This window comes from Bifidobacterium magnum (genome assembly GCF_000741255.1).
GTDB classification, from domain to species: Bacteria; Actinomycetota; Actinomycetes; order Actinomycetales; family Bifidobacteriaceae; genus Bifidobacterium; species Bifidobacterium magnum.
The window spans coordinates 68,623-94,908 of sequence record NZ_JGZB01000006.1 but is presented as its reverse complement, the minus strand read 5'-3'; the positions used below and the strand labels follow the sequence as shown (position 1 = coordinate 94,908).

The following is a 26,286-nucleotide window of genomic DNA, read 5'->3' as shown; positions in this document are numbered from 1 at the left end:
TGGTGCGCGCCTAGTTGTTGGCGTGGAGCGCTTTGGCGAGGTTGTCGTCCAACGCGTTCATGAATTCGTCCGTGTCAAGCCATTCGTGTGAAGGGTCGATGAGCATGGCCAAGTCTTTGGTCATGCGTCCCGACTTGACTGTGGAGACCACAACGTCCTCCAATGTGCGCGCGAAGTGTTCGACTTCGGGGGTGCCGTCGAGCTTGGCGCGGTGCTTGAGTCCTCCGGTCCAGGCGTAGATGGATGCGATGGGGTTGGTGGACGTCTTTTCCCCGTTCTTCCAGCGGCGGTAGTGGCGTGTGACGGTGCCGTGGGCCGCTTCGGCTTCCATGGTCAGGCCGTCCGGCGTCATGAGCACGGAGGTCATGAGGCCCAGGGATCCGAATCCTTGCGCCACGGTGTCGGATTGCACGTCGCCGTCATAGTTCTTGCATGCCCATACGTATCCGCCATGCCATTTGAGCGAGCTGGCGACCATGTCGTCGATCAGACGGTGTTCGTAGGTGAGTCCGGCCTTTTCGAATTCGTCTTTGTATTCCTCTTCGTATACTTGGGCGAAAATGTCCTTGAAACGGCCGTCGTACGCTTTGAGAATCGTGTTCTTGGTAGACAGGTACACGGGGTAGTCGCGCAACAGTCCGTAGCGGAAGCAGGACCTGGCGAAACCGCGGATGGATTCGTCGAGGTTGTATTGCACTTGCGCAACTCCGGAGCCCGGATACTGGTACACCACGTGTTCGATCGGCTCGCCGCCATCTTCAGGCTGGAATGTTACGGTCAGCGTTCCGGCGGACGGAACGCGGAAATCGGTGGCCTTATACTGGTCGCCGAATGCATGGCGGGCCACCACAATCGGTTTGGTCCATCCGGGCACAAGACGCGGAATATTGTCGATGACAATCGGCTCGCGGAAAATGGTGCCACCAAGAATGTTGCGGATGGTGCCGTTGGGGGATTTCCACATTTTCTTGAGATGGAATTCTTTCACGCGCGCTTCGTCGGGCGTGATGGTAGCGCATTTGACGCCCACATGTTCACGGGCGATGGCGCGGGCCGCGTCGATGGTGACCTGATCGTCCGTGCGGTCGCGATTTTCGATGCCGAGATCGTAATAATCCAGAGGAACATCCAGATACGGCAGAATGAGCCGGTCCTTGATCTGTTTCCAGATGACGCGCGTCATCTCGTCGCCATCGAGTTCGACCACGGTTCCGCGCACTTTGATTTTGTCCATGGAAAATCTCTTTTCTCGCAACAGTGAGTAGATGCGTTACGTTTTCTACCGTATCCATGTTTCGAAACGGGAGCAGTGTCAGAAATATGAAATATGGTGTCCGCATGGTGGTCACTGTCACGTGCCGCCGATAGCCTTGCACATATGGCTACGGAAATCGAAATTGGCCTTGGTAAAAAAGGCCGCATGGCATATTCACTCGACGATATTTCCATTGTTCCCTCGCGTCGTACGCGAGATCCGCAAGACGTGTCCACCACTTGGCAAGTGGACGCCTACGAGTTCGATGTGCCGATTATCGGCGCTCCTATGGATTCCGTAGTAAGTCCGCAAACCGCCATCGAATTGGGCGAACTCGGTTCCGTTGGCGTACTGGACCTTGAGGGATTATGGACTCGTTACGAGGATCCGACTGAACAACTCGACACGATCGCCTCGATGAAGGGGAGCGAGGCGATCCGGTACATGCAGGAAGCGTACTCGGAACCGATCAAACCATCCCTGATCAAGGAACGCCTCGCCCAAATCCGCGAAGCGGGCGTGACCGTCGCGGGCGCACTGTCCCCGCACTGCACGGAAGAATTCCTCAGCGCCGTACTGGACGCGGGTGTCGACCTGTTTGTGATCCGCGGGACCGCCGTTTCCGCCGAACACGTGTCCCAAGACCATGAGCCGCTCAATCTCAAGCAGCTCATCTACAACCTCGACGTACCCGTCATTGTGGGAGGCGTCTCCAACTACACGGCAGCCCTGCATCTTATGCGGACGGGCGCTGCCGGCGTGCTCGTGGGCTTTGGCGGCGGCGCCGCCTCCGCCGATCGCAACACCATTGGCGTGCACGTGCCGCTGGCCACGGCGATCTCCGATGTCGCCGAAGCGCGACGCGACTACATGGACGAATCCGGCGGCCGCTACGTGCAAGTCATCGCCGACGGAGGGCTGGGACTTTCCGGCGACTTCGTCAAGGCCCTCGCCATGGGCGCCGACGCGGCCATGCTCGGCGCGCCACTGGCCCGCGCCACCGACGCTCCCGGCAAGGGAATGCATTGGGGTGCGGAAGCGCGCCACAGCACGCTCCCACGCGGTCGTCGCAGCGAAGTGGGCACCGCAGGCACCATGGAGGAAATCCTGTATGGTCCGAGCCATACCGCCGACGGCACCACCAATTTCGTAGGGGCGTTGCGCCGTGCCATGGCGTCCACGGGCTATGTGGACATCAAGAGCTTCCAAAAGTGCGGAGTGGTAGTCACCCCGACGCGCTAGCTCGTATGACAAGCGTCAAGTAAAAACACTAGAAACTGTACAAAATCCCGCAAGTCTGTCTAAAAACTTGCGGGATTTTTATATGGCCGTGTGGATAACTCGAATGGTTATCCACACAAATGCAATGGTTTGGTAGAGCCTATCGACGAATGCGAAAATCTATGGTTATCTAGTCAACGTCACTGACATGGCTGCCCGGAAACAATGTTCCGGACAATCAGGGAACCAGTTATTTTTTCTATAAATATTTCTGCTTACAGATTAACTGGTTGGACTGTAACGGATAACAGGAAAGGGGAAGATCATGGCATTCGAAGATGAATTCATGTATCGACCGATTTCGTTCTACAAAAAACCGCTGCCATCCTACGATGGCGTGATCAAAACCGGATTGAACCGGAACATCAAATTCCATATGGTCTGGATCAGGCCGAACGAGCATGCGGAACGCTCCAGCTACGAATTCGCCATGCTGGCCTGCCGCGCGGGAATGCTGGCCGTGGACGTATTGCGGCGCAAGCAGATCACCAAGCAGTTCAAGGCCTTGGCGTCTCCCGTATGCATCGACCGCATGGAATACATGATCGACCTGCTGCAATCGTTCAACAAAAGCGAACAAGGCGTGTTCGGCACGCGAACCGTCTATTCGCCCGTCGAGCCGTTCCTTGTCAACGGCATGGTCATTTCCGAACGCAAAGTGGAAATCAGCATCATGCTCAAAGTCGGCGAAGCGGAATTGTGGGGCGATATTGAAATGCGCAAAATCCGCAACAAATGGTTGTGCACCGTAGCGGATATCGGCTAAACCGTGGTCATTACTCTCTAAGGAAGACGCCAATACGGCTATAGTGAGAGTCATGTTGCGCGAATATGGATTAGAGCCGGTGTATCGCACCACCGACCAAGACACAATATATTCCCTCCTGCGCAAACGCGCGGAGGAAGACAGCCAGGACATCATTGCCCAGTGGGAAGACAGTTCCCGCAATTGGCATGAGGTCAGCGCCCACGAGATGCTTGAGGACGTGCGCCGTTCGGCGCGCGGCCTCATGGCGTTGGGTGTAAAGAAGGGCGACATGGTCGTCATTTATTCCGCCACGTGCTATTCATGGGGCGTCATGGATTTCGCCTGTGCCGCAATCGGCGCGGTAAGCGTGCCGATCTATGAAACCGACTCCGAGGCGCAGGCGGCCAGCATCATTGAACAGGTGCAGCCGGTGGTCGCGTTCGCGGGGGACGAGGCGCATGCGCAAACGCTGGAGCGTATTCGCGCGACGCAGGATTCGTTCAAACTCGTATTCAACTTCGCCAACAACGCCATCGAGGCGTTGTCAGACATGGCGGAGCCCGTTAGCGAACAGGCGCTGGACGAAACCATCGGCCAAGTCCACGCCGACGACCTGCTCACCATCGTGTTCACTTCCGGTTCCACGGGCAAGCCGAAAGGCGCCATGCTCTCGCACCGCAATTTCACGCATATCATCTACGCGGGATACGCAGTGCTTCCGGAAATGATCTACGAGCCGAGCAGGCTGCTGCTGTTCCTGCCGTTGGCCCACTGTTTCGCCAGGTACATCCAGTACGTGTCGATTGGCGCGCACGGCGTATTGGGATATGTCCCGGGCGCCAAACACCTGCTGGCGGACCTGCGCACATTCCAGCCGACCTATCTGCTGGGCGTGCCGCGCGTATTCGAAAAGATCTACAACGCGGCTTCCCAGAAAGCCGGCGCCGGCATCAAGGGCCACCTGTTCGCCAACGGTTTCAACCATTTCGTGCAATGGTCCATCATGATGAACAACCATGAACGTCCCACGCGCTCCATGGCCATCAAGCACAAGTTCTACATGGGCACCGTGGGCGCGTCCATCCGTTCGGCGCTGGGACCGAACATGAAATACCTGGCTTGCGGCGGCGCGCCGATCAACCCAGACCTCGTGCATTTCTTCAACGGCATGGACGGCCTCACGTTCATTCAGGGTTACGGCATGACCGAAACCGCGGCACCGATGATCGTCAACTGGCAGGACGCCAACCGCGCCGGATCCGTAGGACGCCCGGGCCCCGGCATCAGCGTGCGTACGGCAGACGACGGCGAATTGCTTGTCAAGGGACCGAGCGTGTTCCTCGGCTACTACAAGAATCCGGAAATGACCGCGGAGACCATCGACAAGGACGGCTGGCTGCACACTGGCGACTTGGCCAAAATCGACGATGAGGGCTTTGTGTATATTACGGGCCGCAAGAAAGACATCATCATCACCGCGGGCGGCAAGAACGTGACGCCGATCCCGATGGAAAACATCGTCAAAACGTGCCCGATCGTGTCCCACGCCGTAGTGGTCGGCGACAACAAGCCGTTCATCGCCGCGCTGGTCACGCTGGATCCGGAGGCCATCGAGTCCTGGAAGGAACAGCAGCACATCGAGGGCGACATTTCACTGGAAGACGTGGCCGAATCGGACGCCGCGCGCTCTCTCGTCCAACAATACGTGGACAAGGCCAACAGCACGGTCTCCCGCGCGGAATCCATCCGCAAGTTCGTGATCCTGCCGCACGACTTCAGCCTTGAAGACGGCACGATGACGCCCAGCATGAAAGTGGTGCGCCCCAAGGTGCTCGCCAAATACGAGCAGATCATTGAGGGAGAGCTTTACGCGCCCAAGCCGTCCACGATGCCCGTGCCCGTCAGCGTCCAGATCATTGAACGCACGTCGGAATCCATGAAAACCGCTTCGGAAAACATGAAGATCGCTTCGGAAAACGTCAACCGCATCGCCGCCGAGAAAGTCACGCCAGCCGTCAAGCACGCGTTGGACTCCGTGCACGACCGTGTCGACCGCATCAAGCGCAAGGACGGAGAGGACGACGAAACGGCTTCGGCCGACGTTCCGACTACAGTGGATGACGTTCAATCTGCTAATCCGGAGGAGTAATTCAGTGGCAGTTCGTGAAATTCGAGTTGTTCCAGACCCAGTGTTGCGCACGCCGTGCGAGCCGATCAAGGAGATCACGCCCGCGGTCCGCCGTCTTATCCAGGACTTGGTGGACACCGTGGACGATCCGGGTCGCGCGGGACTTTCCGCCAACCAGATCGGCGTCAATCTGCGCGCGTTCTCCTATAACATCGACGGCAAGGTCGGCTATGTGATCAACCCGGTGTTGGAAGAAACCAGCGGCGAGCAGTACGGAGACGAAGGTTGCCTGTCCGTGCCTGGACTCTGGTACAAGACGCGTCGCGCCAACTATGCGCGCGTACGCGGCATCGACCTTGACGGCAAGGAGATCGTGCTCGAGGGCGAAGGGATCATGGGCCGCATGCTGCAGCATGAAACCGACCATCTCGACGGCCACGTGTATCTCGACCGTCTGGAAAAGGACGAGCGTCGCGCCGCGATGAAATATATGCGCAACCATCAGAACTGACGTTGTCGGACACGCGCAACGGCTGCCTCACCGGTATGAACATATTGGTGGGGCAGTCGTGCTATTATTACCCGATGTGCGTCACCCCGGTCCGGACCACGGTCGCAAGCGGTTCGAACCACCCAATATTGTCAACCGACGCACCAAAATTCGCGCCATGTTCGCGACGGCCTGTGTCGGTCGGCTGCCTTCAGCTGCACGCAGGTTCACATGGCCAGGCAAGAACCGACACTGAAAGGTAGTCATATTATGGCTCAAATTACCATGAGTGAAATGCTCAACGCTGGCCTGCACTTCGGCCACCAGACCCGTCGCTGGAACCCGAAGATGAAGCAGTACATCCTCACGCAGCGCAACGGCATTCACATTATCAACCTGTTCAAGTCGCTCGACATGATCGATGCCGCTTACGACTTCATCAAGACCACCGTCGCCCACAACGGCACTGTGCTGTTCGTCGGCACCAAGAAGCAGGCTCAGGAAGCTATCGCCACGCAGGCTACCCGCGTGAACATGCCGTACGTTTCCGAGCGTTGGCTCGGCGGCATGCTGACCAACTTCAACACCGTCTCCAAGCGCGTGAACCGCCTCAAGGAACTTGAGGAAATGGACTTCACCGACGTGCACGGCTCCGGTCTGACCAAGAAGGAACTGCTGCTGCTCGAGCGCGAAAAGGACAAGCTGGAGCGCCAGCTCGGCGGTATCCGCAACATGACCCGCACGCCTTCCGCGATGTTCGTGGTGGACATCAACAAGGAAGCCCTGGCCGTGTCCGAAGCCCACAAGCTCGGCATCCCGGTTGTCGCCATCGTCGACACCAACACCGATCCGGAATCCGTCGAGTACCCGATCCCGGCCAACGATGACGCCATCCGCGGCATCGAACTGCTGACCACGCTCATGGCTGACGCCGTGGCCGAAGGTCTGCTCGAGCGTTCCGGCGCTTCCAAGGATTCCTCCGCCAAGTCCGAAGGCAACGATCAGCCGATGGCCGCTTGGGAGAAGGATCTGCTCAAGGAAAACGCCCACACCGTGGCAGAAGCCGTGCAGAAGGACGACGAGACCATGGGCCCGAAGGATGCCAAGTATCCTTCCGAGAACCGTGACGCCAACTCCGAGCACGCCCGTGCTGACGCAGCCGACGCTGTGGAGCAGGTCGAAGACGCCGAGTGATTTTCCGGGTCGCTGACTCGAAAAATTAAACATTCAACTATAGGGAGATATCAATGGCAGCAATTACCGCAGCTTTGATCAAGCAGGTTCGTGAAGAGACCGGCGCCGGCATGATGGACGTCAAGAAGGCGCTCACCGAGGCCGAAGGTGACGTCGCACGCGCCAAGGAAATTATTCGCGCCAAGGGTATTCAGGCAGCCGGCAAGCGTGAAGGCCGCAAGGCTCAGGAAGGTACCATCGCTTCCACCGTCATCGGTGAAGATGGCAACCAGTTTGGCTACGCCCTGGAAGTGAACTCCGAGACCGACTTCGTGGCCAAGACCCCGAAGTTCGTCGAGTTCGCCAACCAGATGCTCGCCGACGGCATTGAAGCCGAAGCCACTTCCGTAAGCGAAGTGCTCGAGGCTCCTGCCGGCGATTCCGAGACCGTGAAGGTGGCTGTTGAAGAAGCCGCCGCACTCTTCGGTGAGCACGTGAAGCTCGGCCAGTTCGCCGTCATTTCCGGCCCGCACGTCGAGATCTACGCCCACAAGAAGTCCGTGGAAATGCCTCCGAGCATCGTGGCCATGATCGCCACCGACGACAAGGGTGCTGCTGTCGCTCACGAAGCGGCTCTGCAGATTTCCGCCATGGGCGCCCAGTGGCTGACCCGCGAAGACGTTCCGGCTGATGTGGTCGAGTCCGAGCGTCGCGTGGCCACCGAGAAGTCCCTGGCTGAAGGCAAGCCGGAGAAGATCGTTCCGAAGATTGTGGAAGGCCGCCTCAACGCCTTCTTCAAGGAGAACGTGCTGCTCGAGCAAGCCTACGTGAAGGATCCTTCCAAGACCGTTGGCGACCTGTTCCGCGAGGTTGACGGCCACGCTCTGGCCTTCGCTCGTCTCGAGGTCGGCAAGGGTGAGGAAGCCGCCTGATTCATGGGAGCCACGCTCTAAGGAATCAGCGCTTTTCACGCATTGACCCATGAAAGTGCCCGGACCGTTATGGTCCGGGCACTTTTGCATAGTTGCCGCCCAGTTGCGTGTGTCTGCGTTCGCCACTAGTGTTGATACGGAATTTCGTGAGTTTAACAGGCAAGAAAGGCTGTCTATGACCATCGAACACACGGGTGACAAACCCCGCAGGGTATTGCTCAAACTTTCGGGAGAAGCGTTCGGTGGAGGCGCCGTCGGCATCGATACCCACGTGGTACGCCGAATCGCCGGCGAAATCGTCACCGCGGTGGACCAAGGCGTCCAGGTGGCGATTGTCACGGGTGGCGGCAACTTCTTCCGCGGCGCCGAACTGCAGCAGGCCGGCATCGACCGTTCCCGCGGCGATTACATGGGCATGCTCGGCACCGTGATGAACTGCCTGGCATTGCAGGACTTCCTCGAGCAGGAAGGCAAGGCCACGCGCGTGCAGACCGCCATCACTATGGGACAGGTCGCCGAGCCATACATTCCGTTGAAGGCGATCCGCCATCTGGAAAAGGGTCGTGTGGTGATTTTCGGCGCCGGCGCCGGCATGCCGTATTTCTCGACCGACACGGTTTCGATCCAGCGTTCCCTGGAAATCCACTGCGATGAAGTGCTGATGGGCAAGAACGGCGTGGACGGCGTCTACACCGCCGACCCGCGCAAGCATGCGGACGCCAAGCGTTTCGCCTCGCTCAGCTACGAGCGCGCCTTGGTGGACAATCTCGCCGTAATGGACGCGTCCGCAATGGCGATGGCACGCGACAACGACCAGCGCATCCGCGTGTTCGGACTGGAAGGCGAGGGCAACGTAACGCGTGCTCTGCTGGGAGAACAGATCGGCACGTTGGTATCCTCCGGCGACTCCAAGCTGGCATAATCGAACATATTGGATGATTGTTGGAATCCAATAGAGGCAATTAAAGGAGCTTATTATGGCAAATATTGTTGATCAGGCCAAGACGCAGATGGCCAAGTCCGTCGAGTCCACCAAGGAGAACTTCTCCGGCATCCGTACGGGCCGCGCCAACCCGGCGCTGCTCAACGGCATTGTGGTGGAATGCTACGGTTCCCCGATGCAGCTGAAGGCAGTGGCGACCATCGGCGTGCCGGAACCGCGCACGCTGTCCGTGACGCCGTTTGACCCGTCCCAGGCCAACGCCGTGGAAAAGGCGCTGCGCGATTCCGATCTGGGCGCGTCCCCGCGCCGTGACGGCAACGTCATCCGCCTGACCATGCCGGAGCTGACCGAGGAACGCCGCAAGGAATACGTCAAGCTCGCGAAGAACAAGGCCGAAGACGGCAAGATCGCCGTGCGCAACATCCGCCGCAAGGCCAAGGAAACCATCGACAAGGCCGTCAAGGACGGCGAGATGGGCGAGGACGAAGGCGACCGCCTGCTCAAGGAACTCGACAAGGTGACGAAGCAGACCACCGACGAACTGGACGCCTTGCTGGAAACCAAGCAGAAGGAAATCATGGAAGTCTGATTGCACAATCAGACCATTCTTTCTCATCAACAAGGAACATAAATGAAGACCAGCGAACGCAATATGAATGACGCCGAAGACAAGTTACGTGAGATAAACAAAAAAACGGGGCGCAACATGCCCCAGGCAATAGCCACCGCGGTGGTGCTGATCGCAATTATCTTGGCGTGCCTGCTGACGAATATCAATTTGTTTGCGTTGCTGGTCGTCATTTTCATGGCTCTGGCCCTGTGGGAACTACGCGTGGATTTCGCCGTCAAAGGCTACCACATTCCCGTGGTGACACTGTGGATCACAAGCACCGTAACGCTGTGCGCCGCATTCTACTGCGCCAACCATATGCTTATCATGTCGGCTTGCGTATTGATGTCCCTCGTGGTCGCGGGATTCATGGCGAGCTTCAACATCCGCATCAACGGTTCCGCTCAGCGCGCCGCGGACAAGAAAGTCCTGCAGAACGGCCAACTGGCCAAAGAACATCCGACCCCTCGCCACAGCCAGCTGACGCATGTGGCCGTCACGCTGTTCACGGTGCTGTACATCACGCTGCTCGGATCCATGATCCTGATCGCGCTCACGCTCAACCACCATCCCGTGGCGCATGCCATCATGGTCGTCTTCCTGCCCGCCCTGAGCGACACGGGCGGTCTCGTGTTCGGCGCATGGCTCGGCAAGCACAAGCTCAGCCCGCGCATTTCCCCGAAGAAATCCTATGAGGGACTGTTCGGTTCCGTCCTGTTCGCCATGATCGGCGCGTTCATCATTTTCGCGTGCACCTACGATGCGGCATTGTGGTCTACGCGCTGGTGGATGCCCGTGGTGGTGGGCGTCTTGATCGGCGTGGTGGGCACTTTCGGCGACTTGTGCGCGTCGATGCTCAAGCGCGACATCGGCATCAAGGACATGGGCCATCTGCTCAAGGGCCATGGCGGTGTGCTGGACCGCGTCGATTCGATCCTGCTGTGCGCGCCATTCATGTGCTTGGTGTTCTGGTTGACCGGCATGTGATACCCAGACATGCGAAGCCTCCCGTCAGGGAGGCTTTTTTGTTGCCCGTCCGCCGCAAAGCACGGCTGGGGAATGACGAACCCGTATGGCATAATAAGACGGTTTACAGTTCTTGTGCATTCCCGATTTATGAGGAAAAGATTATTCCGTATGACGTCATTAGATAGCCAGCAGTCCACTCCAGAAACCGGTATTACCGAGGGCGGCACGGGCGGCGCGTTCCGCGACGTGCTTTCCAAGCGCCACTCCCACCGCGGCAAGCCTCCCGTCCATTTCGCGGACATGACCAAGGAAGAACGCATCGAAGCCGCCAAGGACATGGGATTGCCGAAATTCCGTGTCAACCAGCTCGCATCCCACTATTACGGACATTTCAACGCGGATGTGGCCACCTTCTCCGATTTCCCGGCCGCCCAGCGCGAGCAGGCTGCGGAGAAGTTCTTCCCGACGCTGATCAGTGAAGTGACGCGCCAGGTGGCCGATGACGGCATGACGATCAAAACGTTGTGGAACCTGTTCGACAATTCGAAAATCGAATCCGTGCTGATGCGCTATCCGTCGCGTACGACGCTGTGCATTTCCAGCCAGGTGGGCTGCGGCATGGGATGCCCGTTCTGTGCCACGGGCAAGCTGGGCCTGACGCGCAACATGTCCGCCGGCGAGATTGTGGAGCAGGTGCGCGTGGCCGCGGCGATGATGGAACGCGGTGAAGTCGCGGGCGGTCCGGGACGGTTGAGCAACGTGGTGTTCATGGGCATGGGCGAACCCATGGGCAACTACAAGTCGATCATGAGCGCCGTGCGCCAGATCAGCGCGTTGCCTCCGGAGGGCTTCGGCATCTCCGCGCGCAACATCACGGTGTCCACTGTGGGCGTGGTGCCGGGCATCCGCAAGCTGGCCGAGGAACATATCCCCGTGCGTCTGGCCGTATCGCTGCACGCGCCGAGCGACGAGCTGCGCGACGAACTCGTGCCGATGAACCGCCGTTTCAATACGACGCAGGTGCTGGATGCGGCCCACGACTACTATTTGGCCTCCAAACGCCGCGTGAGCATCGAATACGCGTTGATGCGCGGCATCAACGACCAGGCGGAGCATGCGCGCCTGCTGGCCAAGAGACTCAATCATTATGGCGACGACTGGGCGCATGTCAATCCGATCCCGCTCAACCCGATCGAAGGGTCGAAGTGGACGGCGTCGAAGCCCGAAGACGAGCGCCAGTTCCTTGACATTCTGCACCGTGCCGGTATCGCCGCGACCTTGCGCGATACGCGCGGCCAGGATATCGACGGCGCGTGTGGCCAGCTGGCCGCCAAAACGAAGCAGGCCGAGAACCGGTAGTTTCTCCGGTTGTAGTGCTCCCGCGAGCGCCATGGTGGCGTTTTGCGGTCGGTATGCGTTCGAGTCGGGTCTTGTGTGCGCGGATTATGAACATTCGTCAGTCTTCGTGCATAAGACCCGCTACTGTACGTACTCATAGGTTTTCGCATGGTTGCGAATTTGCGTGATGAGAGTACAGGAGCTCCTATGTCCTTAGCAGTGCGTGTTATTCCGTGTTTGGATGTCAATGATGGGCGAGTGGTGAAGGGCGTCCATTTTGAGCATTTGAAGGATGCGGGCGACCCGGTGCAGTTGGCGGCGGAGTATTACCGTCAGGGTGCTGACGAGTTGACGTTTTTGGATGTGACGGCTTCGAGTTCTCATCGTCAGACCATGGTTGATGTGGTGGGCCGCACGGCGGACCAGATTTTTATTCCGCTTACGGTTGGCGGCGGCGTGCGCAGTGTGGAGGATGTGGATTCGCTGTTGCGTTGTGGAGCGGACAAGGTGAGTTTGAATACGGCAGCGATTCGTGATCCGGAGTTGATAGCGCGTATTGCGGACCGTTTTGGCAATCAGGTGGTGGTGCTTTCCGTGGATGCGCGCCGTCAGCGTGGCGAGGTGCATACGCCTTCGGGTTTCGAGGTTACGGTGATGGGCGGTCGCAAATCCACGGGCATTGACGCGTTATGGTGGGCGAAGCGTGCCGAGGAGCTTGGCGCGGGGGGAGGTGCTGCTCAATTCGATGGATGCGGATGGTACGCAGGAGGGTTTCGATTTGGAGATGATCGAGGCGATGCGTTCCGAGGTGTCCATTCCGATTATTGCGTCTGGTGGCGCGGGCAAGGCGGAGGATTTTCCTCCGGCGATTGCGGCGGGTGCGGACGCGGTGTTGGCGGCTTCCATTTTCCATTACGGGAAGGTGTCGATTGGGGAAGTGAAGGATGCGATTCGCGCGGCCGGCTATACGGTGCGCTGACATGGGCCGCTTGGTTGATCGGAGTAATGGTATGGCGAATATTGAGTATGACAATGGTGTGGTGTTGGATCCGCGTATTGCGGCGCGTTTGAAGAAGGATGCCCAAGGATTGGTCGTGGCCGTGGTCCAGCAGTTCGATACGGGCCGTGTGCTCATGGTGGGGTATATGGATGACGAGGCGTTGCGTCGTACGCTCACTACGGGACGCGTCACGTTCTGGTCCCGGTCGCGTCGGGAGTATTGGCGCAAGGGCGATACGTCGGGGCATGCGCAGTATGTCAAATCCGTCGCGCTGGATTGCGATGGCGACGCGTTGCTCGTGCAGGTCGATCAGGTGGGTGCCGCCTGCCATACGGGCAAGCTGTCGTGTTTTGACGAGGGCGGCCCGCTGCCCGTGGTGGTCGGCGAGCGCCCGTGAAGCGTTCGGTGGTGCGGAATTCACCGATACCGGCTAAAGTTGGGGAACCATGAAGACGCTTGCTTATATTCCTTCGCCAACCATTTCCGAATTTGCGGTCGGTCCGTTCGTGATCCATATTTACGCGCTTACCATGCTGTTGGGCATTGTGCTGTGCGTGTGGATTCTTACGGTCCGCTGGAAAAAGTGCGGGGGCACGTTCGACCAGGTGCTTGACACCACGCTGGTGGCGGTGCCGTGCGGCATTGTGGGCGCGCGCCTTTACCATGTGATCACTACGCCGGAACGGTTCTTTGGCCCCAATGGCGACTGGGTGGAGATTTTCCGCATTTGGAATGGCGGCCTAGGCATTTGGGGCGCCATTTTCCTCGGCGCGCTGGGCGCGTGGGCGTGGTGCCGTCACAAGCATTATCCCATGGCGCTGCTCGCCGACGCGGTGGCTCCGGGACTGTTGGTGGCGCAAGCCGTGGGCCGTTTGGGCAACTGGTTCAATCAGGAACTGTACGGGGCTCCCACCACGCTGCCGTGGGGATTGCGCTTGAACACCGAGGGGACGGCCATCGGCCAGTCCGAAGTGTGCTACGACGGTTCCACCTGTCCCACGGGAACACTGTTCCAGCCCACGTTCCTGTACGAGATGATCTGGAACTTGGTGGGCGCGGCGCTTTTGGTGTGGCTTGGCCATAAAACCGTGCGCAAGCTCAAGGCGGGTTCCGTGTTCGCCATGTATGTCATGTGGTATACGGCGGGGCGCACGTGGATCGAATCGTTGCGCATCGATTTCTCCCACGAATTCCTGGGGCTGCGCATCAACATTTGGGTGTCGATCGGCGTGTTTATCGCGGGCACTATCGCGTTCATCATCATCCAGCGCGTGGGCACGTATACGGACGTGTTGAGCGAGAAGTTGCGCGCCATTAGCGAGCAGGAACGCAAAGCGCAACAGCATACCAAATAACGAGCCCGCATACCTCCATTCGCGCCGTTTGTCCCTCAGGGATGAACGGCGCGAATCATAAGGGGGCGTCGTCGATTGGCCTACCTAGAATGACAACCATGGAAATTCAAATTGCACCTAGTATTTTGTCCGCAGATTTCTGCAATCTCGAGCGCGACCTTGACCGCATCAGCAACGCCGATCTGGTTCACGTGGACGTCATGGACCATCATTTCGTTCCGAACCTGACCATCGGCGAGCCGGTCGTCAAGCGCATTTGCGAGGTCACGGACCTGCCGGTCGACGTGCACCTCATGATTGACGATCCGGATCGTTGGGCTCCGGAATTCGCCAAGCTCGGCGCCAAGTCCGTTACTTTCCACATGGGCGCCACGCACGCTCCCGTGCGCCTGGCCCGCCAGCTGCACGACATGGGCGTGGAAGCTTGCTTCGCCGTGCGTCCGGCGGAACCGGTGGAGCCGATTTTTGACATTCTTGAAGAGTTCGACACGATTCTCATCATGACCGTGGAGCCGGGCTTCGGCGGCCAGAAGTTCCTCGGCAACCAGATGGACAAGGTCCGTCGCTTGCGTGACGAGATTACGCGCCGCGGCCTGTCCACGAAGATCCAGGTCGACGGCGGCGTGAGCGCCAAGACCGCGCCGATCGTCGCCGCCGCGGGCGCCAACGTGCTCGTCGCCGGCTCCGCCGTGTACGGAGCGGAAGATCCGGCACAGGCCATCGACGATATTCGCGAAGCCGCGGCCGCGGCATACCGCGATTAATCCCATTAATCGGCATTCCCAAGGCCAACCAAACGATTGAGGTGTATATCAAAAGATGTACACCTCAATCGTCAAGATTCCCCGGGAGTGGATATGAAAACATTCGAGTCGCTATTCGAAGAGCTGGGCGCCAAGGCCCAGGAGCATGCTGAAGGGTCGAAAACCGTTCAGGAGCTGGAAGCCGGCACGCATTTCATTGGCAAAAAGATTGTGGAGGAAGCCGGCGAAACGTGGATCGCCGCGGAATATGAAGGCGTGGAACGCACGGCCGAGGAAATGAGCCAGCTCATTTACCATCTACAGGTCATGATGATCGACCGCGGAATAACGCTCGAAGACATCTATAAGAATCTGTAATCCGGTTGATGCCCGCCCAGGCGGGCGGCCGCTCCTGAAAGGGAAGGAACGACTATGCTGCGCATCGCAGTACCCAACAAAGGCATGCTCTCCGAACCGGCTTGGACCATGCTTTCCGAAGCCGGATACAAGCTTCGCAACAATCCGCGCCAACTGGTGGTCCAAGACGAAGACAACGGGATCGAACTGTTCTATCTGCGCCCGTTGGACATCGCCGTCTACGTGGGCAGCGGCACCATCGACGTGGGTGTCACCGGACACGACATGCTGTTGAATTCCGAAACGCAGGCCGAGGAACATATGGAACTGGGCTTTGGCGAATCCACGTTCCGTTTCGCGGCCCCGCAAGCCAGCGACATCGCGACGCTGCAAGACATTGAAGGCAAACGTGTGGCCACGTCCTTCGACAAGCTCGTCCACGACTATCTGGTCGCCAACGGCATCCAGGCGCAAACCATCCATTTGGACGGCGCCGTGGAATCCTCGGTGCGCCTCGGCGTGGCCGACCTGATCGCCGACGTGGTGTCCACGGGTACCACGCTGCGCAATGCGGGACTTCGCACGTTCGGCGAGCCGTTATGCCATTCCCAGGCCGTATTGATCCGTTCGCCGCGCGTGCGCGCGGACGACGAGCGTCTCGTCAAACTCAGCAGGCGCCTCAACGGCGTGCTCACCGCGCGTCGCTACGTGCTCATGGACTATGACATTCCCAACGCGCGCCTCGCGGACGCAGTAGAGATCACTCCCGGATTGGAAAGCCCCACGATTTCGCCGTTGCATGAAAGCGAATGGTCCGCCGTGCGCGCCATGGTGCCGAAAAAGCAGGTGAACCAGCTCATGGACCAGCTGTATGAAGTCGGCGCCCGGGGCATACTGGTAACAGCAATCCAAGCGTCCAGAATCTAGTAAATGACAAAATCTATGGTTGTACAGAGAAAATATAGTCCAGAAGCCCGCAACGTGGTATTCACGGTGCCGAACGTCATCAGCATGTTCCGCATCCTGTCGATCCCCATTATCGCGTACTTGGTAGTGAAGCACATGATGATTGCTTCGCTTGTCCTGCTGGCCGTCTCTGCTGCATCCGACGGGCTTGACGGCCTGGTTGCGCGCAAGTTCAACCAGGTCAGCAAGCTGGGGCAGATCCTCGACCCGATCGCGGACCGCCTGCTTATTTTCTGCAGCGTGCTCGCCCTATGCGTGGGGCGCGTCATCCCCTGGTGGATGCTCGTGTTCGTGGCGCTGCGCGACGTAACCATGGGCGTGCTCATCCTCGTCCTGGCGCAACATGATTACGGCCCGTTGCCCGTGCATTTTGTCGGCAAGGCGGGTACCGCCGTGCTGATGGTGGCCATCGTGTCGCTTATGGTGGCGGAAATCAATCCCGCGCTGCCGCCGCTGCACATGCTCCATTTGTTCGCCATCGCCTGCGCCGTCTGGGGCATCGCATTGTACTGGCTGGCCGGCATCATCTACCTGCGCCAGGGCATCGAGCTGATCGTAAAGGACCGGCGCTAGCACGTGAACGACGAACACAAAATGCCCCCGGCATACCCCGTCAATGAAGACGACAGGGCGCCACGCAAGCGCGCCGTATTCTCCCGGGGCATTTTCGCGGTCGAATCCTACCATGTCCCGGACCAGGAACGCTCGCCGCGCACCAGCGAGCACCAGCGCAAGGGCAGGGACGTGGCCCTGCAACTGCTCGACGACCTGACCAACCGGCCTCTTGACGCGCTCTACACGGACGCACGCCTGTATAGCCAGCCCAAATCCCGCATCACCTATTGGGGCACGCGCATCGTCGTATTCCTCGTATGCATCGCCGTGGGCTTCGTCTCCTGCGCGTTCGTACGGCTCCTGCAATCCGATCCGCGCAAGGAAGTGCGCGTATCGCTGTCCAAAGAGCTGTCCACGAGCACCGCGCACGTCAACGACCTGCAGCGCGACATCAAACAGCTCACCACACAAATCGACAAGGAATCGACGCAGGGGACACCCAACCCGCTCGTCGAAAGCGTACAGAAGAACGATCTGGCCGCGGGCCTGGTCGCCGTGGAAGGTCCGGGCATCACCATGACATTGTCCGATCCGATCGCGTCCGCCAACAATGAACACGCGTCCATCCGCGTCATCACCGACCTAGACCTCCAACAGCTCACCTCGCTGTTCTGGCAGGCGGGGGCGGAAGCCCTGGCCATCAACGGCAACAGGGTAGGGGTGCTCACTTCCATCCGCACCGCCGGCTCCCAGATCCTCGTGGGAACCACGCCCGTGGAAAGCCCGTACAAGATCCAGGCGATCGGGGACAAGAACGCGTTGGCCCAGTTCATGGGGGAGCGCAACTTGCAATCGTTGTATGATTCATTCCGTAACTCGGGAATTTATCCGGTAGTGGCAAAATCGAATTCGATCCGTCTTGACGCGGCTGCGGCTGGTACATTGACTTATGCGAAGAAGGATGAATAAATGGCAGCGGTACTAGGACTTATTATTGGCGTGGTGATCGGCGTGTTCGTGCGCCCCGACATTCCCGTGGTATTGCAACCGTACCTACCGATCATGGTCGTGGCCGCGCTGGACGCATTGTTGGGCGCCGCGCGCGCCTATTTCGAACGCAGCTTCTCCGACAAGGTGTTCGTCATCTCGTTCTTCTCCAACGTGATCACCGCGACGCTGCTCGTGCTGCTCGGCAACCAGCTGGGCGTAGGCTCGCAGCTGACCACCGCCGTCATCGTGGTACTCGGCATCCGCATCTTCTCGAACGTGTCCACCATCCGCCGATTCATCTTCAAGGGATGATGCCCCATGCGCGAACCTCATGAGCATCCCGAACACGAAGAGCGCATTCCCAAAATCTCGCGTCAGCGCGTGCGCGACAGGCGCAACGACAAAACGCAGACGGGCACATTCCCCGTGGTGCGCAAAACCGCGCGCAAACCCGCCACAAGCCTGCGTAGCCGCGCTTTCCGCGTACGACTGATTTCCAGCATTCTCGTGGCCTGCCTGTGCGCGCTGCTCGCATACGGATATGTCATCCAGGTCAACAATACGGACGTCACTTACGAAACGATGAGCGAGGCGGAACTGACGCGCCTGATCAGCGAAACCAACATGCAGGCGCAAAGTCTGGAAGAACGCAAATCGGAATTGACGCGCCAGCTCAACTCGTTGCGCGAATCGGCGAACAAGGAAGCCCAGGCGGAAAAGATCGCCAAGGAAAACGAGGAGACAAGCGGCATTCTTGCCGGACGCCTTCCCGCGCACGGCAAAGGCATCATCATCCATATTTCCCAGGGCAGCAAGCGCCATATCGACGCGGCGACCATGTTCAATCTTATTGAGGAATTGCGCAACAGCGGCGCGGAAGTCATCGCCATCAACACCGTGCGCGTGGTCATGTCCACATATGTGCGCCAAACGAACAACGGTCTCGAATGCGACGGGACGTTGCTGAGCACCCCGTACGTGGTCAAGGCCATCGGCAACCAGGCCAACCTGCAGAACGCCGTGAACATGGCGGGCGGTGTCGGTTCTCAGCTAACTGTCAAGTTCGGTGCTACTCTAAGCATAGATACCTCCGATAATGTAGAAATTACCGAGGTACAGAGTGTTCCCGACTATACATACGCAAAGATTGTAGAGTAGCGATTATGACTGATCCGATTCCAAGTGCTGGTGAAACAACCATTATTGGCATGCCTGCCATTCATATTCCTGTGACTTCAACGGGAGACCGTCCGCTCACTCAGGAAGATTTGCAGACCATTTCCCGCCTGTCCGACAACACGGCCCTGCTGATTTCCACGCGAGGCGCCGTTTCCGGCTCCAGGTACCTGCTGGACGAAGAGGAAGTGAGCGTCGGACGCGACCCGAAGTCGGACATTCTTCTCGACGATTCGACCGTATCCCGTTCCCACGCCAAGTTCCGCCGCGTGGACGGCAAGTACGAAGTCGTCGACTCCGGCAGCCTGAACGGCACGTATGTGAACAGGGAACGTGTCGACGAGGCCGTGCTCAAGGACGGCGACGAAATCATGATCGGCAAGTTCCGTCTGGTGTTCTTCACGAACGCGGCGTTCCGCAAGTAATTCCGTATCACCATAAGCCGGCGTTGGCAATGTGCCAGTGCCGGCTTTTTCCGTGTTGCGCACACCCGCATGCGATAATGAAATTCCGGCATAGCACGCGCACAAGGGGAGAGAAGCATGAACAACGTTTTACCGGCGATCATCTGGATGCTCGGCGCGCTGTGCGCCATTGTCGTGTGCGCGTCATGCGTATGGAATAGCCATTATGTGGGGGACAGGAACCGTCCCGTGCATCCTGTCAGCTGGACGATGGTCGGCGCGCATGTGATGTCGTGTGTGCTGTTCGCCATTCCATACGTGCTGTTTTTGGGCAGCAGGGATTCCATGGCGGCGGCGAGCCGGCACACCTATGAGCAGCTGGGCCGGATAAGCGCCATCGTCGCGGTGGTACTCGTGTTCGCGCAATTGACACTCATGTATCTGCAGGCGCGGCGCGCGATGTACTCGCAAATTGACGAGACGTTGCGCAAGGCGATCTGAAATTACGTACGCATATGTATGGCCGGAAATGATTCCGGCCATTTTTATATTTCAATGGATCCTGACATGGACAGTCGATTGATGACACGGATATATATAAGACAGTCAGAAGACCGTACGGGGAGTGCAACCGTTTATCCAATCTGACATAACGTTCATTATCGGATAATTATGGGTTGATAAAAAGTGCCGCACAATGGCGGCACTTTCATGTTGCACAGGTATTACTTGAAATACTCCATCACGGCCGGCGCAAGTTCGTCGACATGATCGATGACACGGTAGCATCCGTGTTCCTTGAGCTCGCCGGGATTCGCGTAGCCCCAGCCGCAGCCCAAGCAATCCAGTCCGCATGCGCGCGCGCCGTCGGCGTCGGTCCAACGGTCGCCAACCATCAGCGCCTTGTCTCCGGCGGATTTGTCAAAGCCGATGTGCTCGAAGGCATATTCGATGACCTGGTCCTTGTCGAGCCTGGAATTGTCGCGGCTAGCCCCATAAATGCCGTCGACCATCTTGTCGATGCCGAAATGCTCGCATACGGGAACGGCCTGGTATTCCGGCTTGCACGTGGCCACCGCCAGATAATATCCCGCGTCGCGCAACTTCTTGAGCTGCTCGGGAATGCCTGGAAAAACGCTGTTGTACAGGCATCCGGGAACCTTGTGGCCGGGATGCATCGGGTCGTCGAAGGTGGCGACATCGCTGTAATAATGGCGGTAAATGCGTACCGCATCATCCAGACGGTCCTCGGGAATATGGTTGCGCTTCATGGATTCCACAATGGCCGGTCCGATGAACTGGTGCAATTCATGCTGGCTGGGAACCGGTTCGCCCAACTCTTCGAATGCCTTGATAGCACATCCTATGATGCCCGGATCCGATTTGGTCAACGTTCCATCAAGATCCAACAGGACAACACGCCGTGGATGTTGCGTCATAAATTGGTCACACTCCCCTATATACGCCAAGAAAAGTACGGTCACTCGTAATCCGGGAACCATCCGTCGCGGTGCATCTGCAGACGCTTCTCCAGAAGTTCGGCCAGTTCCTTCTCCGAACGGCGTTCGAGCAGCATGTCCCAGTGCGTACGCGTCGGCTTGGTAATCTCGTCGGCCTCTTCCCCATTGGCGTCCTCACGGTGCGCCGTCTGGCCGCAACGGCATTCCCACTCGTGCGGCGCTTCCACTCCTTGCGCGAACGGAAGGATGGTACGGTGGCCCTTCGGGCACACGTACGCCACTTCGCTGCGAGCGGCGAAATCGACATTGTCGTCCGATTCCAGGGACTTGGCACCAATACTCATGCCGCGAAGACTACGTTCCGCCATAATTTCCTCCTCATAGTAACGATTCCAAGCTACAGAACAGTTCGGACGTGCAAATTATTCCATGCCTTCCAAACGGGCTGGAAGGCATGGAATACTCACCGCTTTAGTCGACGCCCGAATACGCCACAATGCCGCGGTTGACCTGGTCGAACGCCTCGCCCGCTGCATCGGCGATATGGTCCGCATGCTCGCCCAAGTATGGACGCGCCACGGCGATCTGCTGCAACATGTCCGCAAGACGTTTGCTGTTGCGCACGAAATCGCCGCCCGTCAACTCGGTGTCCTCAAGAATCCCGGAGAGTGTCTCTCCGCTCGCCCAGTCGAACGTGATGTCCACAATGCCCATGTCCAACGGCTGCACGAAGTCCACGTTGAGGCCGGCGTCCTCACAGCGCACCGCAAGGCGCTCGTCAAGCTGGGACAGCTTGCTCGTGGCGATGGCGATCTTGCCGCTCACGCCACCCGGATACCGGCGCGGTTCGTTGCTTTCCGTACGGCGCGACTCGTAAATCAGCGCCGACAGGACACTTGCCAGCTGCGCCGAGTCCAAGTCGTCGAACAGACCTTGTGTAATGGCCTCCGCCAAGAGCAGGTCGCGTTCGCTATACAGCCTGCGCAACAGCTGTCCCTTGGCCGTCAACGTGTAGTCAAGACGGTCACCATGACGTTCCTGGACCAGATATCCCAAGGAAGCGAGGATATTGCAGATCGTGTCGAACTGCCGGGCCACGGATCCGGTACGCGTTTCGTAACGTTCCTCCATGCGCGCCAGCTCACGCTGCTCGCGGGCCCAACGGTGGCCCCAACGCAAATGTTCCTGCAAATCCGGGCATTGGTTGCACGGATGGTCGGCAAGGTCCTGCTTGATCAACGCGATGTCGTCATCCAGACGGCGGAACGCCTGGGAACGGGCCTTTGCCGAGGGGAACTCCGTATGCTTGAGGCGTCGGCGCTCATTCTTCTGCAAGTCGGACAATTCCATGCGCAAGCGCATGAACTCCTCGAAATCGCCATATTCGCAGGCAAAAGCGCGCTCATAGCCTTGCAACGAATGCTTGAGCGTGTCGATATTGGCCTCAAGCTTCCAGGAAGACTCGTTGGCTTCCCACTGGGCGAATGAATGGTCCAGTGTGGAACGGGCCATTTCATAGTCGCTGGAATTGAGCAGGTTCACAGCCATGTTGAAGGTCGGGCGGAAGCTCGAGTGCAGCGGGTACACGCGCTTGCTTGACAGCGACGCGGCGACTTCCGGCTTGAAATCGCGGTTGTCCACCACGATGGCGTTGCCGATGGTGTCGATGCCCCTTCGCCCGGCGCGTCCCGTCAGCTGGGTGTACTCCCCCGGCGTGAGCGCCACAACGCCCGTGCCGTCATACTTTTCCAGCTTCTCGATCACCACGCTGCGCGCCGGCATGTTGATGCCCAGCGCAAGCGTCTCGGTGGCGAACACCACCTTGATAAGGCCTTCTTCAAACAGGCGCTCCACAATTTGGCGGAACAGGGCCACCATGCCCGCGTGGTGCGCGGCGAAGCCCTCTTCCAGCGCGTAACGGAATTTCGTGAACTCCAGCGTTTTCAGGTCGTCGTGCGTGAGCTGGCCCTGGATCATTTCGTCGACGATTTGCCGGATGCGCACCACTTCTTCATCCGTGGTCAGGCGCAATCCGGCGCGCAGGCACTGCTCGACGGCGATATCGCAACCGGTCCGGGAGAAAATGAAATAAATGGCCGGCAACATGTGCAGGAAATCAAGCTCATCCACCACGGCCCAGCGTTTGGGAATATAGCGCTGCCCCATTTGGCGGCGATCGTCGCGGGACCTGCCGCGCCTGCGCTCATGGCGGTTGCGCGCGGGAATCTTGCGCATGGCGTCATGGTTGAGCTGGTCCATGCGGCTTACCAGGTGCCCGTTGAGTTTCGTGGTCTGGTCTCCGCGCGCGTCACGCCGGTACAGGTCGATGACTTCCGGTTCGGTGTGTTCGTTCTTCTGCACGAGAACGTATTGGTCCAGCGGCACGGGACGGTGTTCGGAAACCACGAGCTTCGTGTCCCCGCGCACGGACGTGATCCACTTGGCGAAATCCTCCACATTGGACACGGTCGCCGACAGTCCCACAATGCGTACGGATTTGGGCAAATGGATGATCACTTCTTCCCACACCGGTCCGCGGAAACGGTCGGCAAGGTAATGGACTTCATCCAGCACCACGTAGCGCAGCGCCTGCAGTGTTGTCGAGTTCTCATACAACATGTTGCGCAACACTTCGGTGGTCATCACCACAATGTCCGCTTCGGAGTTGATGGACGTGTCGCCCGTGAGCAGACCGACCTTGTCGGGACCGTAGATGGCTACCAGATCATGGTATTTCTGGTTGCTCAGCGCCTTGATGGGCGTGGTGTAGAAGGCTTTGGCGTTATGCTGCTGCGCGAGGTATACGGCGAAGTCGGCAACCACTGTTTTGCCGGCGCCCGTAGGCGCGGCCACCAGCACATTGGATCCGTGCTCCAGGGCGAGATTGGCGTCCATTTGGAAGTCGTCAAGGTCGAACGGCATACGGTCGGCGAACTTTTGCGCCACGGACTCGCGGCGTCGTTTGACTTCCTGGAAATGGGCGTAACGGTCTGCGGCGCTCATTGGAGACGATTCGGAATCATAATTGGGCTCAGATGAATGGTGACGATGCTTGGCCATAGTCCTTTACTTCTTAACTACTTGTTGAATTGGCTCCATTGCGCCCACGTACGTGCGTAACGGTTCTGCCGCGCTTCCTTGCGTTCGATCACTTCGGCATGCGCATCCGCGTATTCGCGCGAAGCTTTGCGAAGCGGCTGCGTGAACAATGGAGGCTCCACCTCGGCCTTGGCGTTGGTATGCAACGACATGGCCTCGGTCCGTTTGCCCGCTTCGGCACCCACACGCGAAATGACACGCATGGCGGACATGGCGTGGCGCAGCACATAGACCGCGCCGATCACCACCATGAGAATCATGAAGAACGCGAGAATCCACCAAATCCAACCTGGCATAGTCCCCAATCCTCCAGATTCACTCGTCCAACGCGACGTGCTCGCCGTCTACGCTCAATTCGCGCTCGGCACGGGCCACGATCATGGTTTGCAATGTTTCCGGTGCCACGGCGACAATATGGCGCGCATGGGCGATGCAGAATGCCACAAACCATGAATCCGACTGGATCGTCAGATGCACCTTCTCCCCTTCTCCGCACGGTTCGACCGTGGCGTCGGACAAGGTGGTGATGAAGGACAAATGCGGCTGGTCGGTGATGAATACGGCGTGCGTGCCGTTATCGATGCTCCACTTGCGCAATTCGCTGACGGAAACGTCCTCGATTTGCGGTTCGGACAAAGGATCGACAATGTTGGCGCGTTCGATGCGCGACAGGCGCAGAATCTGCCAGAGACGCGGCTTGCCCGTGGAACGGTTGATGGTCTGGTCCACGCTGACAAGGTCGCGCTGCTCACGCGGCGTGATGTCGGCGACATCGGTCCACACGGCCACATAATACAAGCCTTCATCGGCAAACAGCTTGACCGGGGCCACGATCTTGCGGTGGACGGTACCCGAGCCGTCAATGAATTCCATGTCGAGCAGTTTCTTGTGGTCGATCGCCGACTTGACCACATCGAAGCTGTGCGGCTCCACTTCGTATCCCGTAAGGCTTACCCACGGCGTGGCTCCCGGAGCCACATGGCCGCGCAGGCGTTCGTAGAGCGCTTGCGCTTTTTCGCGCTGGTCAATCGGCAGCAGGCGCGAATGGGCCAGATAGTTCATGGACGCGGTCAGCATGCTCATGTACTGAGGGGAAATGCCGGCCAGGCGTTCCAGTCCCAAAGAATTCGTGGCCGAGACGATGCCCTCGACGTCCAGCAACGACCAGTCGATATCGAAGAACTGGCTGCCGGCCATCTCGCCGTCGTCAGACACGGTCGTAAGCGTGTTGATGTCCTTGTGGATGGTATTCACGAATTTTTTGAGCTCGTCGTCAGACTTGGGCTGGCCAATAAAGCGTACGGCCAGCTGCTCCAAGGAATACTCCTCGCCCAAATGCGCGGACAGGAACAGCATAAGGCGCAAGCGGCGGTCCACTTCGCTGCCCGTCTGGAAGGAATTCTTCTTGTGCGGCTTCGTGGGCTCTTCGTCTTCGTCCTCGTCGTTGTCATAGCTGCTGATGGACTTTGCCATGACCGTGGCGCTCGGCACATCCGCTGAATCGTCGGCGAGTTGGAGGTTCGCGGCGGCGTGCAGCCTGCGATGGTAGGCGTCCACGGCCTCCTGCGGGCTGACAATCACGGATCCCGGATGCTCCAACACAAACATGGCCAGATCGTCGGCGTCGCTATATGCCACATTGATCTGCTCGCCGTCCACATCGATGGTGGCGGCGAAATGGCGGGAATCCACTTCCCTCACGAGATTTTCCGGAATGTGCTGCGTGCCGATTCCCGGCGCCATGGAATCAAGACCGAGGCCCGGCATTGGAGTTTGCGGGACACGCGGCGCGGTACGCGAAGTATGCTGCTGCGGATGTTCGGGTTCGGTGGAAATGGACATGGAGCGCGCCAAATAGTTCGCCGCGGCAAGCACCGGCAAATCGTCCGCGGTAAAACGCAGACGAATGCGCGGTTCGTCGCCGAGCTGCAAACGATATGAGGCGAAATCCTGGCCCTCGGACTTGGAAGAGTACTCAGGCTGACGTGATTCGATTGCGATGCCCATGGCGGCGAGTTTGGCGCGGTCGCGCTGGAACTGTTTCGCGAACGCCGCTTTGGCCGCTTGATCGGCGAGCTCACCATATGAGTCGGCGTATGCCTTGACACGCTGTGCAATTTGACGCGAGGTTAGCCATTGTGGGCAAGCGGATGACAATACTGCCAATACATCCAATTCGTGTTTGCCCCACTTATCAGAAAAGCGTCGCCTTCCGTTACTGCCTTCAACCATTAAGTCCTACCGTATCGTTATGGTTTATACTAAGTGCGCATGGCGTTGGTCCATGCCCTGTTTCTCTATGATAGATGGTTTT

27 protein-coding genes and 1 pseudogene are annotated in these 26,286 nt (G+C 58.7%); 22 read left to right on the top strand and 6 right to left on the bottom strand.

What is annotated here, in order from left to right:
• Nucleotides 1-10: 10 nt before the first annotated feature.
• Nucleotides 11-1,234, bottom strand: a complete 1,224-nt coding sequence (locus tag BMAGN_RS06265; protein WP_022859484.1) for an NADP-dependent isocitrate dehydrogenase — start codon at nucleotides 1,232-1,234, stop codon at nucleotides 11-13.
• Between the two features lie 144 nt (nucleotides 1,235-1,378).
• Between BMAGN_RS06265 and BMAGN_RS06260 the strand changes: the two genes are divergently transcribed.
• The 22 genes and pseudogenes from BMAGN_RS06260 to BMAGN_RS06155 all read left to right on the top strand — a co-directional run bounded on the left by BMAGN_RS06260 (nucleotide 1,379) and on the right by BMAGN_RS06155 (nucleotide 19,914).
• Nucleotides 1,379-2,497, top strand: coding sequence for a GuaB3 family IMP dehydrogenase-related protein (locus BMAGN_RS06260; protein WP_026501941.1), 1,119 nt, complete (start codon nucleotides 1,379-1,381; stop codon nucleotides 2,495-2,497).
• Nucleotides 2,498-2,801: 304 nt separating this feature from the next.
• Nucleotides 2,802-3,302, top strand: a complete 501-nt coding sequence (locus BMAGN_RS06255; protein ID WP_022859482.1) for a hypothetical protein — start codon at nucleotides 2,802-2,804, stop codon at nucleotides 3,300-3,302.
• A 52-nt stretch (nucleotides 3,303-3,354) separates the two neighbouring features.
• Nucleotides 3,355-5,433 (top strand): AMP-dependent synthetase/ligase, encoded by a 2,079-nt coding sequence (locus BMAGN_RS06250; protein WP_022859481.1) that lies wholly within the window; start codon nucleotides 3,355-3,357, stop codon nucleotides 5,431-5,433.
• Between the two features lie 4 nt (nucleotides 5,434-5,437).
• Entirely contained in the window at nucleotides 5,438-5,923 is a 486-nt protein-coding gene (def, locus tag BMAGN_RS06245) for a peptide deformylase (protein WP_026501940.1), read from the top strand.
• A gap of 249 nt (nucleotides 5,924-6,172) precedes the next feature.
• A complete protein-coding gene (rpsB, locus tag BMAGN_RS06240) occupies nucleotides 6,173-7,096 on the top strand; it encodes a 30S ribosomal protein S2 (protein WP_022859479.1) in 924 nt (307 codons plus the stop codon).
• A 53-nt stretch (nucleotides 7,097-7,149) separates the two neighbouring features.
• Nucleotides 7,150-8,007, top strand: a complete 858-nt coding sequence (tsf, locus tag BMAGN_RS06235; protein WP_022859478.1) for a translation elongation factor Ts — start codon at nucleotides 7,150-7,152, stop codon at nucleotides 8,005-8,007.
• Nucleotides 8,008-8,182: 175 nt separating this feature from the next.
• The gene (gene pyrH / locus BMAGN_RS06230) at nucleotides 8,183-8,929 is read left to right on the top strand and encodes a UMP kinase (protein ID WP_022859477.1); all 747 of its coding nucleotides are present in this window, start codon (nucleotides 8,183-8,185) and stop codon (nucleotides 8,927-8,929) included.
• Between the two features lie 55 nt (nucleotides 8,930-8,984).
• Nucleotides 8,985-9,539, top strand: a complete 555-nt coding sequence (frr, locus tag BMAGN_RS06225; RefSeq protein WP_022859476.1) for a ribosome recycling factor — start codon at nucleotides 8,985-8,987, stop codon at nucleotides 9,537-9,539.
• Nucleotides 9,540-9,581: 42 nt separating this feature from the next.
• The gene (locus BMAGN_RS06220; RefSeq protein WP_022859475.1) at nucleotides 9,582-10,547 is read left to right on the top strand and encodes a phosphatidate cytidylyltransferase; all 966 of its coding nucleotides are present in this window, start codon (nucleotides 9,582-9,584) and stop codon (nucleotides 10,545-10,547) included.
• Between the two features lie 150 nt (nucleotides 10,548-10,697).
• Nucleotides 10,698-11,888 carry a dual-specificity RNA methyltransferase RlmN gene (gene rlmN / locus BMAGN_RS06215; RefSeq protein WP_026501939.1) on the top strand — a complete coding sequence of 397 codons (1,191 nt, stop codon included), beginning with the start codon at nucleotides 10,698-10,700 and terminating at the stop codon, nucleotides 11,886-11,888.
• 186 nt (nucleotides 11,889-12,074) lie between these two features.
• Nucleotides 12,075-12,846, top strand: a pseudogene (hisF, locus tag BMAGN_RS06210) (imidazole glycerol phosphate synthase subunit HisF).
• Between the two features lie 31 nt (nucleotides 12,847-12,877).
• Complete coding sequence (gene hisI / locus BMAGN_RS06205) at nucleotides 12,878-13,264, top strand: phosphoribosyl-AMP cyclohydrolase (RefSeq protein ID WP_022859473.1); 387 nt, start codon at nucleotides 12,878-12,880, stop codon at nucleotides 13,262-13,264.
• A 49-nt stretch (nucleotides 13,265-13,313) separates the two neighbouring features.
• Entirely contained in the window at nucleotides 13,314-14,222 is a 909-nt protein-coding gene (lgt, locus tag BMAGN_RS06200) for a prolipoprotein diacylglyceryl transferase (protein ID WP_022859472.1), read from the top strand.
• A 98-nt stretch (nucleotides 14,223-14,320) separates the two neighbouring features.
• A complete protein-coding gene (gene rpe, locus BMAGN_RS06195; RefSeq protein ID WP_026501938.1) occupies nucleotides 14,321-14,986 on the top strand; it encodes a ribulose-phosphate 3-epimerase in 666 nt (221 codons plus the stop codon).
• A 93-nt stretch (nucleotides 14,987-15,079) separates the two neighbouring features.
• Complete coding sequence (locus BMAGN_RS06190) at nucleotides 15,080-15,343, top strand: phosphoribosyl-ATP diphosphatase (RefSeq protein ID WP_022859470.1); 264 nt, start codon at nucleotides 15,080-15,082, stop codon at nucleotides 15,341-15,343.
• Nucleotides 15,344-15,397: 54 nt separating this feature from the next.
• The gene (hisG, locus tag BMAGN_RS06185) at nucleotides 15,398-16,249 is read left to right on the top strand and encodes an ATP phosphoribosyltransferase (protein ID WP_022859469.1); all 852 of its coding nucleotides are present in this window, start codon (nucleotides 15,398-15,400) and stop codon (nucleotides 16,247-16,249) included.
• A gap of 15 nt (nucleotides 16,250-16,264) precedes the next feature.
• Nucleotides 16,265-16,861, top strand: coding sequence for a CDP-alcohol phosphatidyltransferase family protein (locus tag BMAGN_RS06180; RefSeq protein ID WP_420796436.1), 597 nt, complete (start codon nucleotides 16,265-16,267; stop codon nucleotides 16,859-16,861).
• A gap of 21 nt (nucleotides 16,862-16,882) precedes the next feature.
• Nucleotides 16,883-17,812: a DUF881 domain-containing protein gene (locus BMAGN_RS06175; RefSeq protein WP_026501937.1), complete on the top strand. Its 930-nt coding sequence runs from the start codon at nucleotides 16,883-16,885 to the stop codon at nucleotides 17,810-17,812.
• Nucleotides 17,813-18,145, top strand: a complete 333-nt coding sequence (locus tag BMAGN_RS06170) for a small basic family protein (protein WP_022859466.1) — start codon at nucleotides 17,813-17,815, stop codon at nucleotides 18,143-18,145. It abuts the gene before it with no gap.
• Between the two features lie 6 nt (nucleotides 18,146-18,151).
• On the top strand, nucleotides 18,152-18,991 hold the full coding sequence (locus BMAGN_RS06165) for a DUF881 domain-containing protein (protein WP_022859465.1): 840 nt from the start codon (nucleotides 18,152-18,154) through the stop codon (nucleotides 18,989-18,991).
• A 5-nt stretch (nucleotides 18,992-18,996) separates the two neighbouring features.
• Nucleotides 18,997-19,434, top strand: a complete 438-nt coding sequence (locus tag BMAGN_RS06160; RefSeq protein ID WP_022859464.1) for an FHA domain-containing protein — start codon at nucleotides 18,997-18,999, stop codon at nucleotides 19,432-19,434.
• A gap of 117 nt (nucleotides 19,435-19,551) precedes the next feature.
• Nucleotides 19,552-19,914, top strand: coding sequence for a hypothetical protein (locus tag BMAGN_RS06155; RefSeq protein ID WP_022859463.1), 363 nt, complete (start codon nucleotides 19,552-19,554; stop codon nucleotides 19,912-19,914).
• Nucleotides 19,915-20,138: 224 nt separating this feature from the next.
• Here BMAGN_RS06155 and BMAGN_RS06150 read toward each other — a convergent pair whose 3' ends face one another.
• The 5 genes from BMAGN_RS06150 to BMAGN_RS06130 form a co-directional block, all read right to left on the bottom strand.
• A complete protein-coding gene (locus BMAGN_RS06150; RefSeq protein WP_022859462.1) occupies nucleotides 20,139-20,852 on the bottom strand; it encodes an HAD hydrolase-like protein in 714 nt (237 codons plus the stop codon).
• Nucleotides 20,853-20,893: 41 nt separating this feature from the next.
• Complete coding sequence (locus BMAGN_RS06145; RefSeq protein ID WP_022859461.1) at nucleotides 20,894-21,241, bottom strand: RNA polymerase-binding protein RbpA; 348 nt, start codon at nucleotides 21,239-21,241, stop codon at nucleotides 20,894-20,896.
• Nucleotides 21,242-21,344: 103 nt separating this feature from the next.
• Nucleotides 21,345-23,933 carry a DEAD/DEAH box helicase gene (locus BMAGN_RS06140; protein WP_022859460.1) on the bottom strand — a complete coding sequence of 863 codons (2,589 nt, stop codon included), beginning with the start codon at nucleotides 23,931-23,933 and terminating at the stop codon, nucleotides 21,345-21,347.
• A 17-nt stretch (nucleotides 23,934-23,950) separates the two neighbouring features.
• Nucleotides 23,951-24,268, bottom strand: coding sequence for a hypothetical protein (locus BMAGN_RS06135; RefSeq protein ID WP_022859459.1), 318 nt, complete (start codon nucleotides 24,266-24,268; stop codon nucleotides 23,951-23,953).
• Nucleotides 24,269-24,287: 19 nt separating this feature from the next.
• Nucleotides 24,288-26,204, bottom strand: coding sequence for a helix-turn-helix transcriptional regulator (locus BMAGN_RS06130; RefSeq protein WP_022859458.1), 1,917 nt, complete (start codon nucleotides 26,202-26,204; stop codon nucleotides 24,288-24,290).
• Nucleotides 26,205-26,286 lie beyond the last annotated feature (82 nt).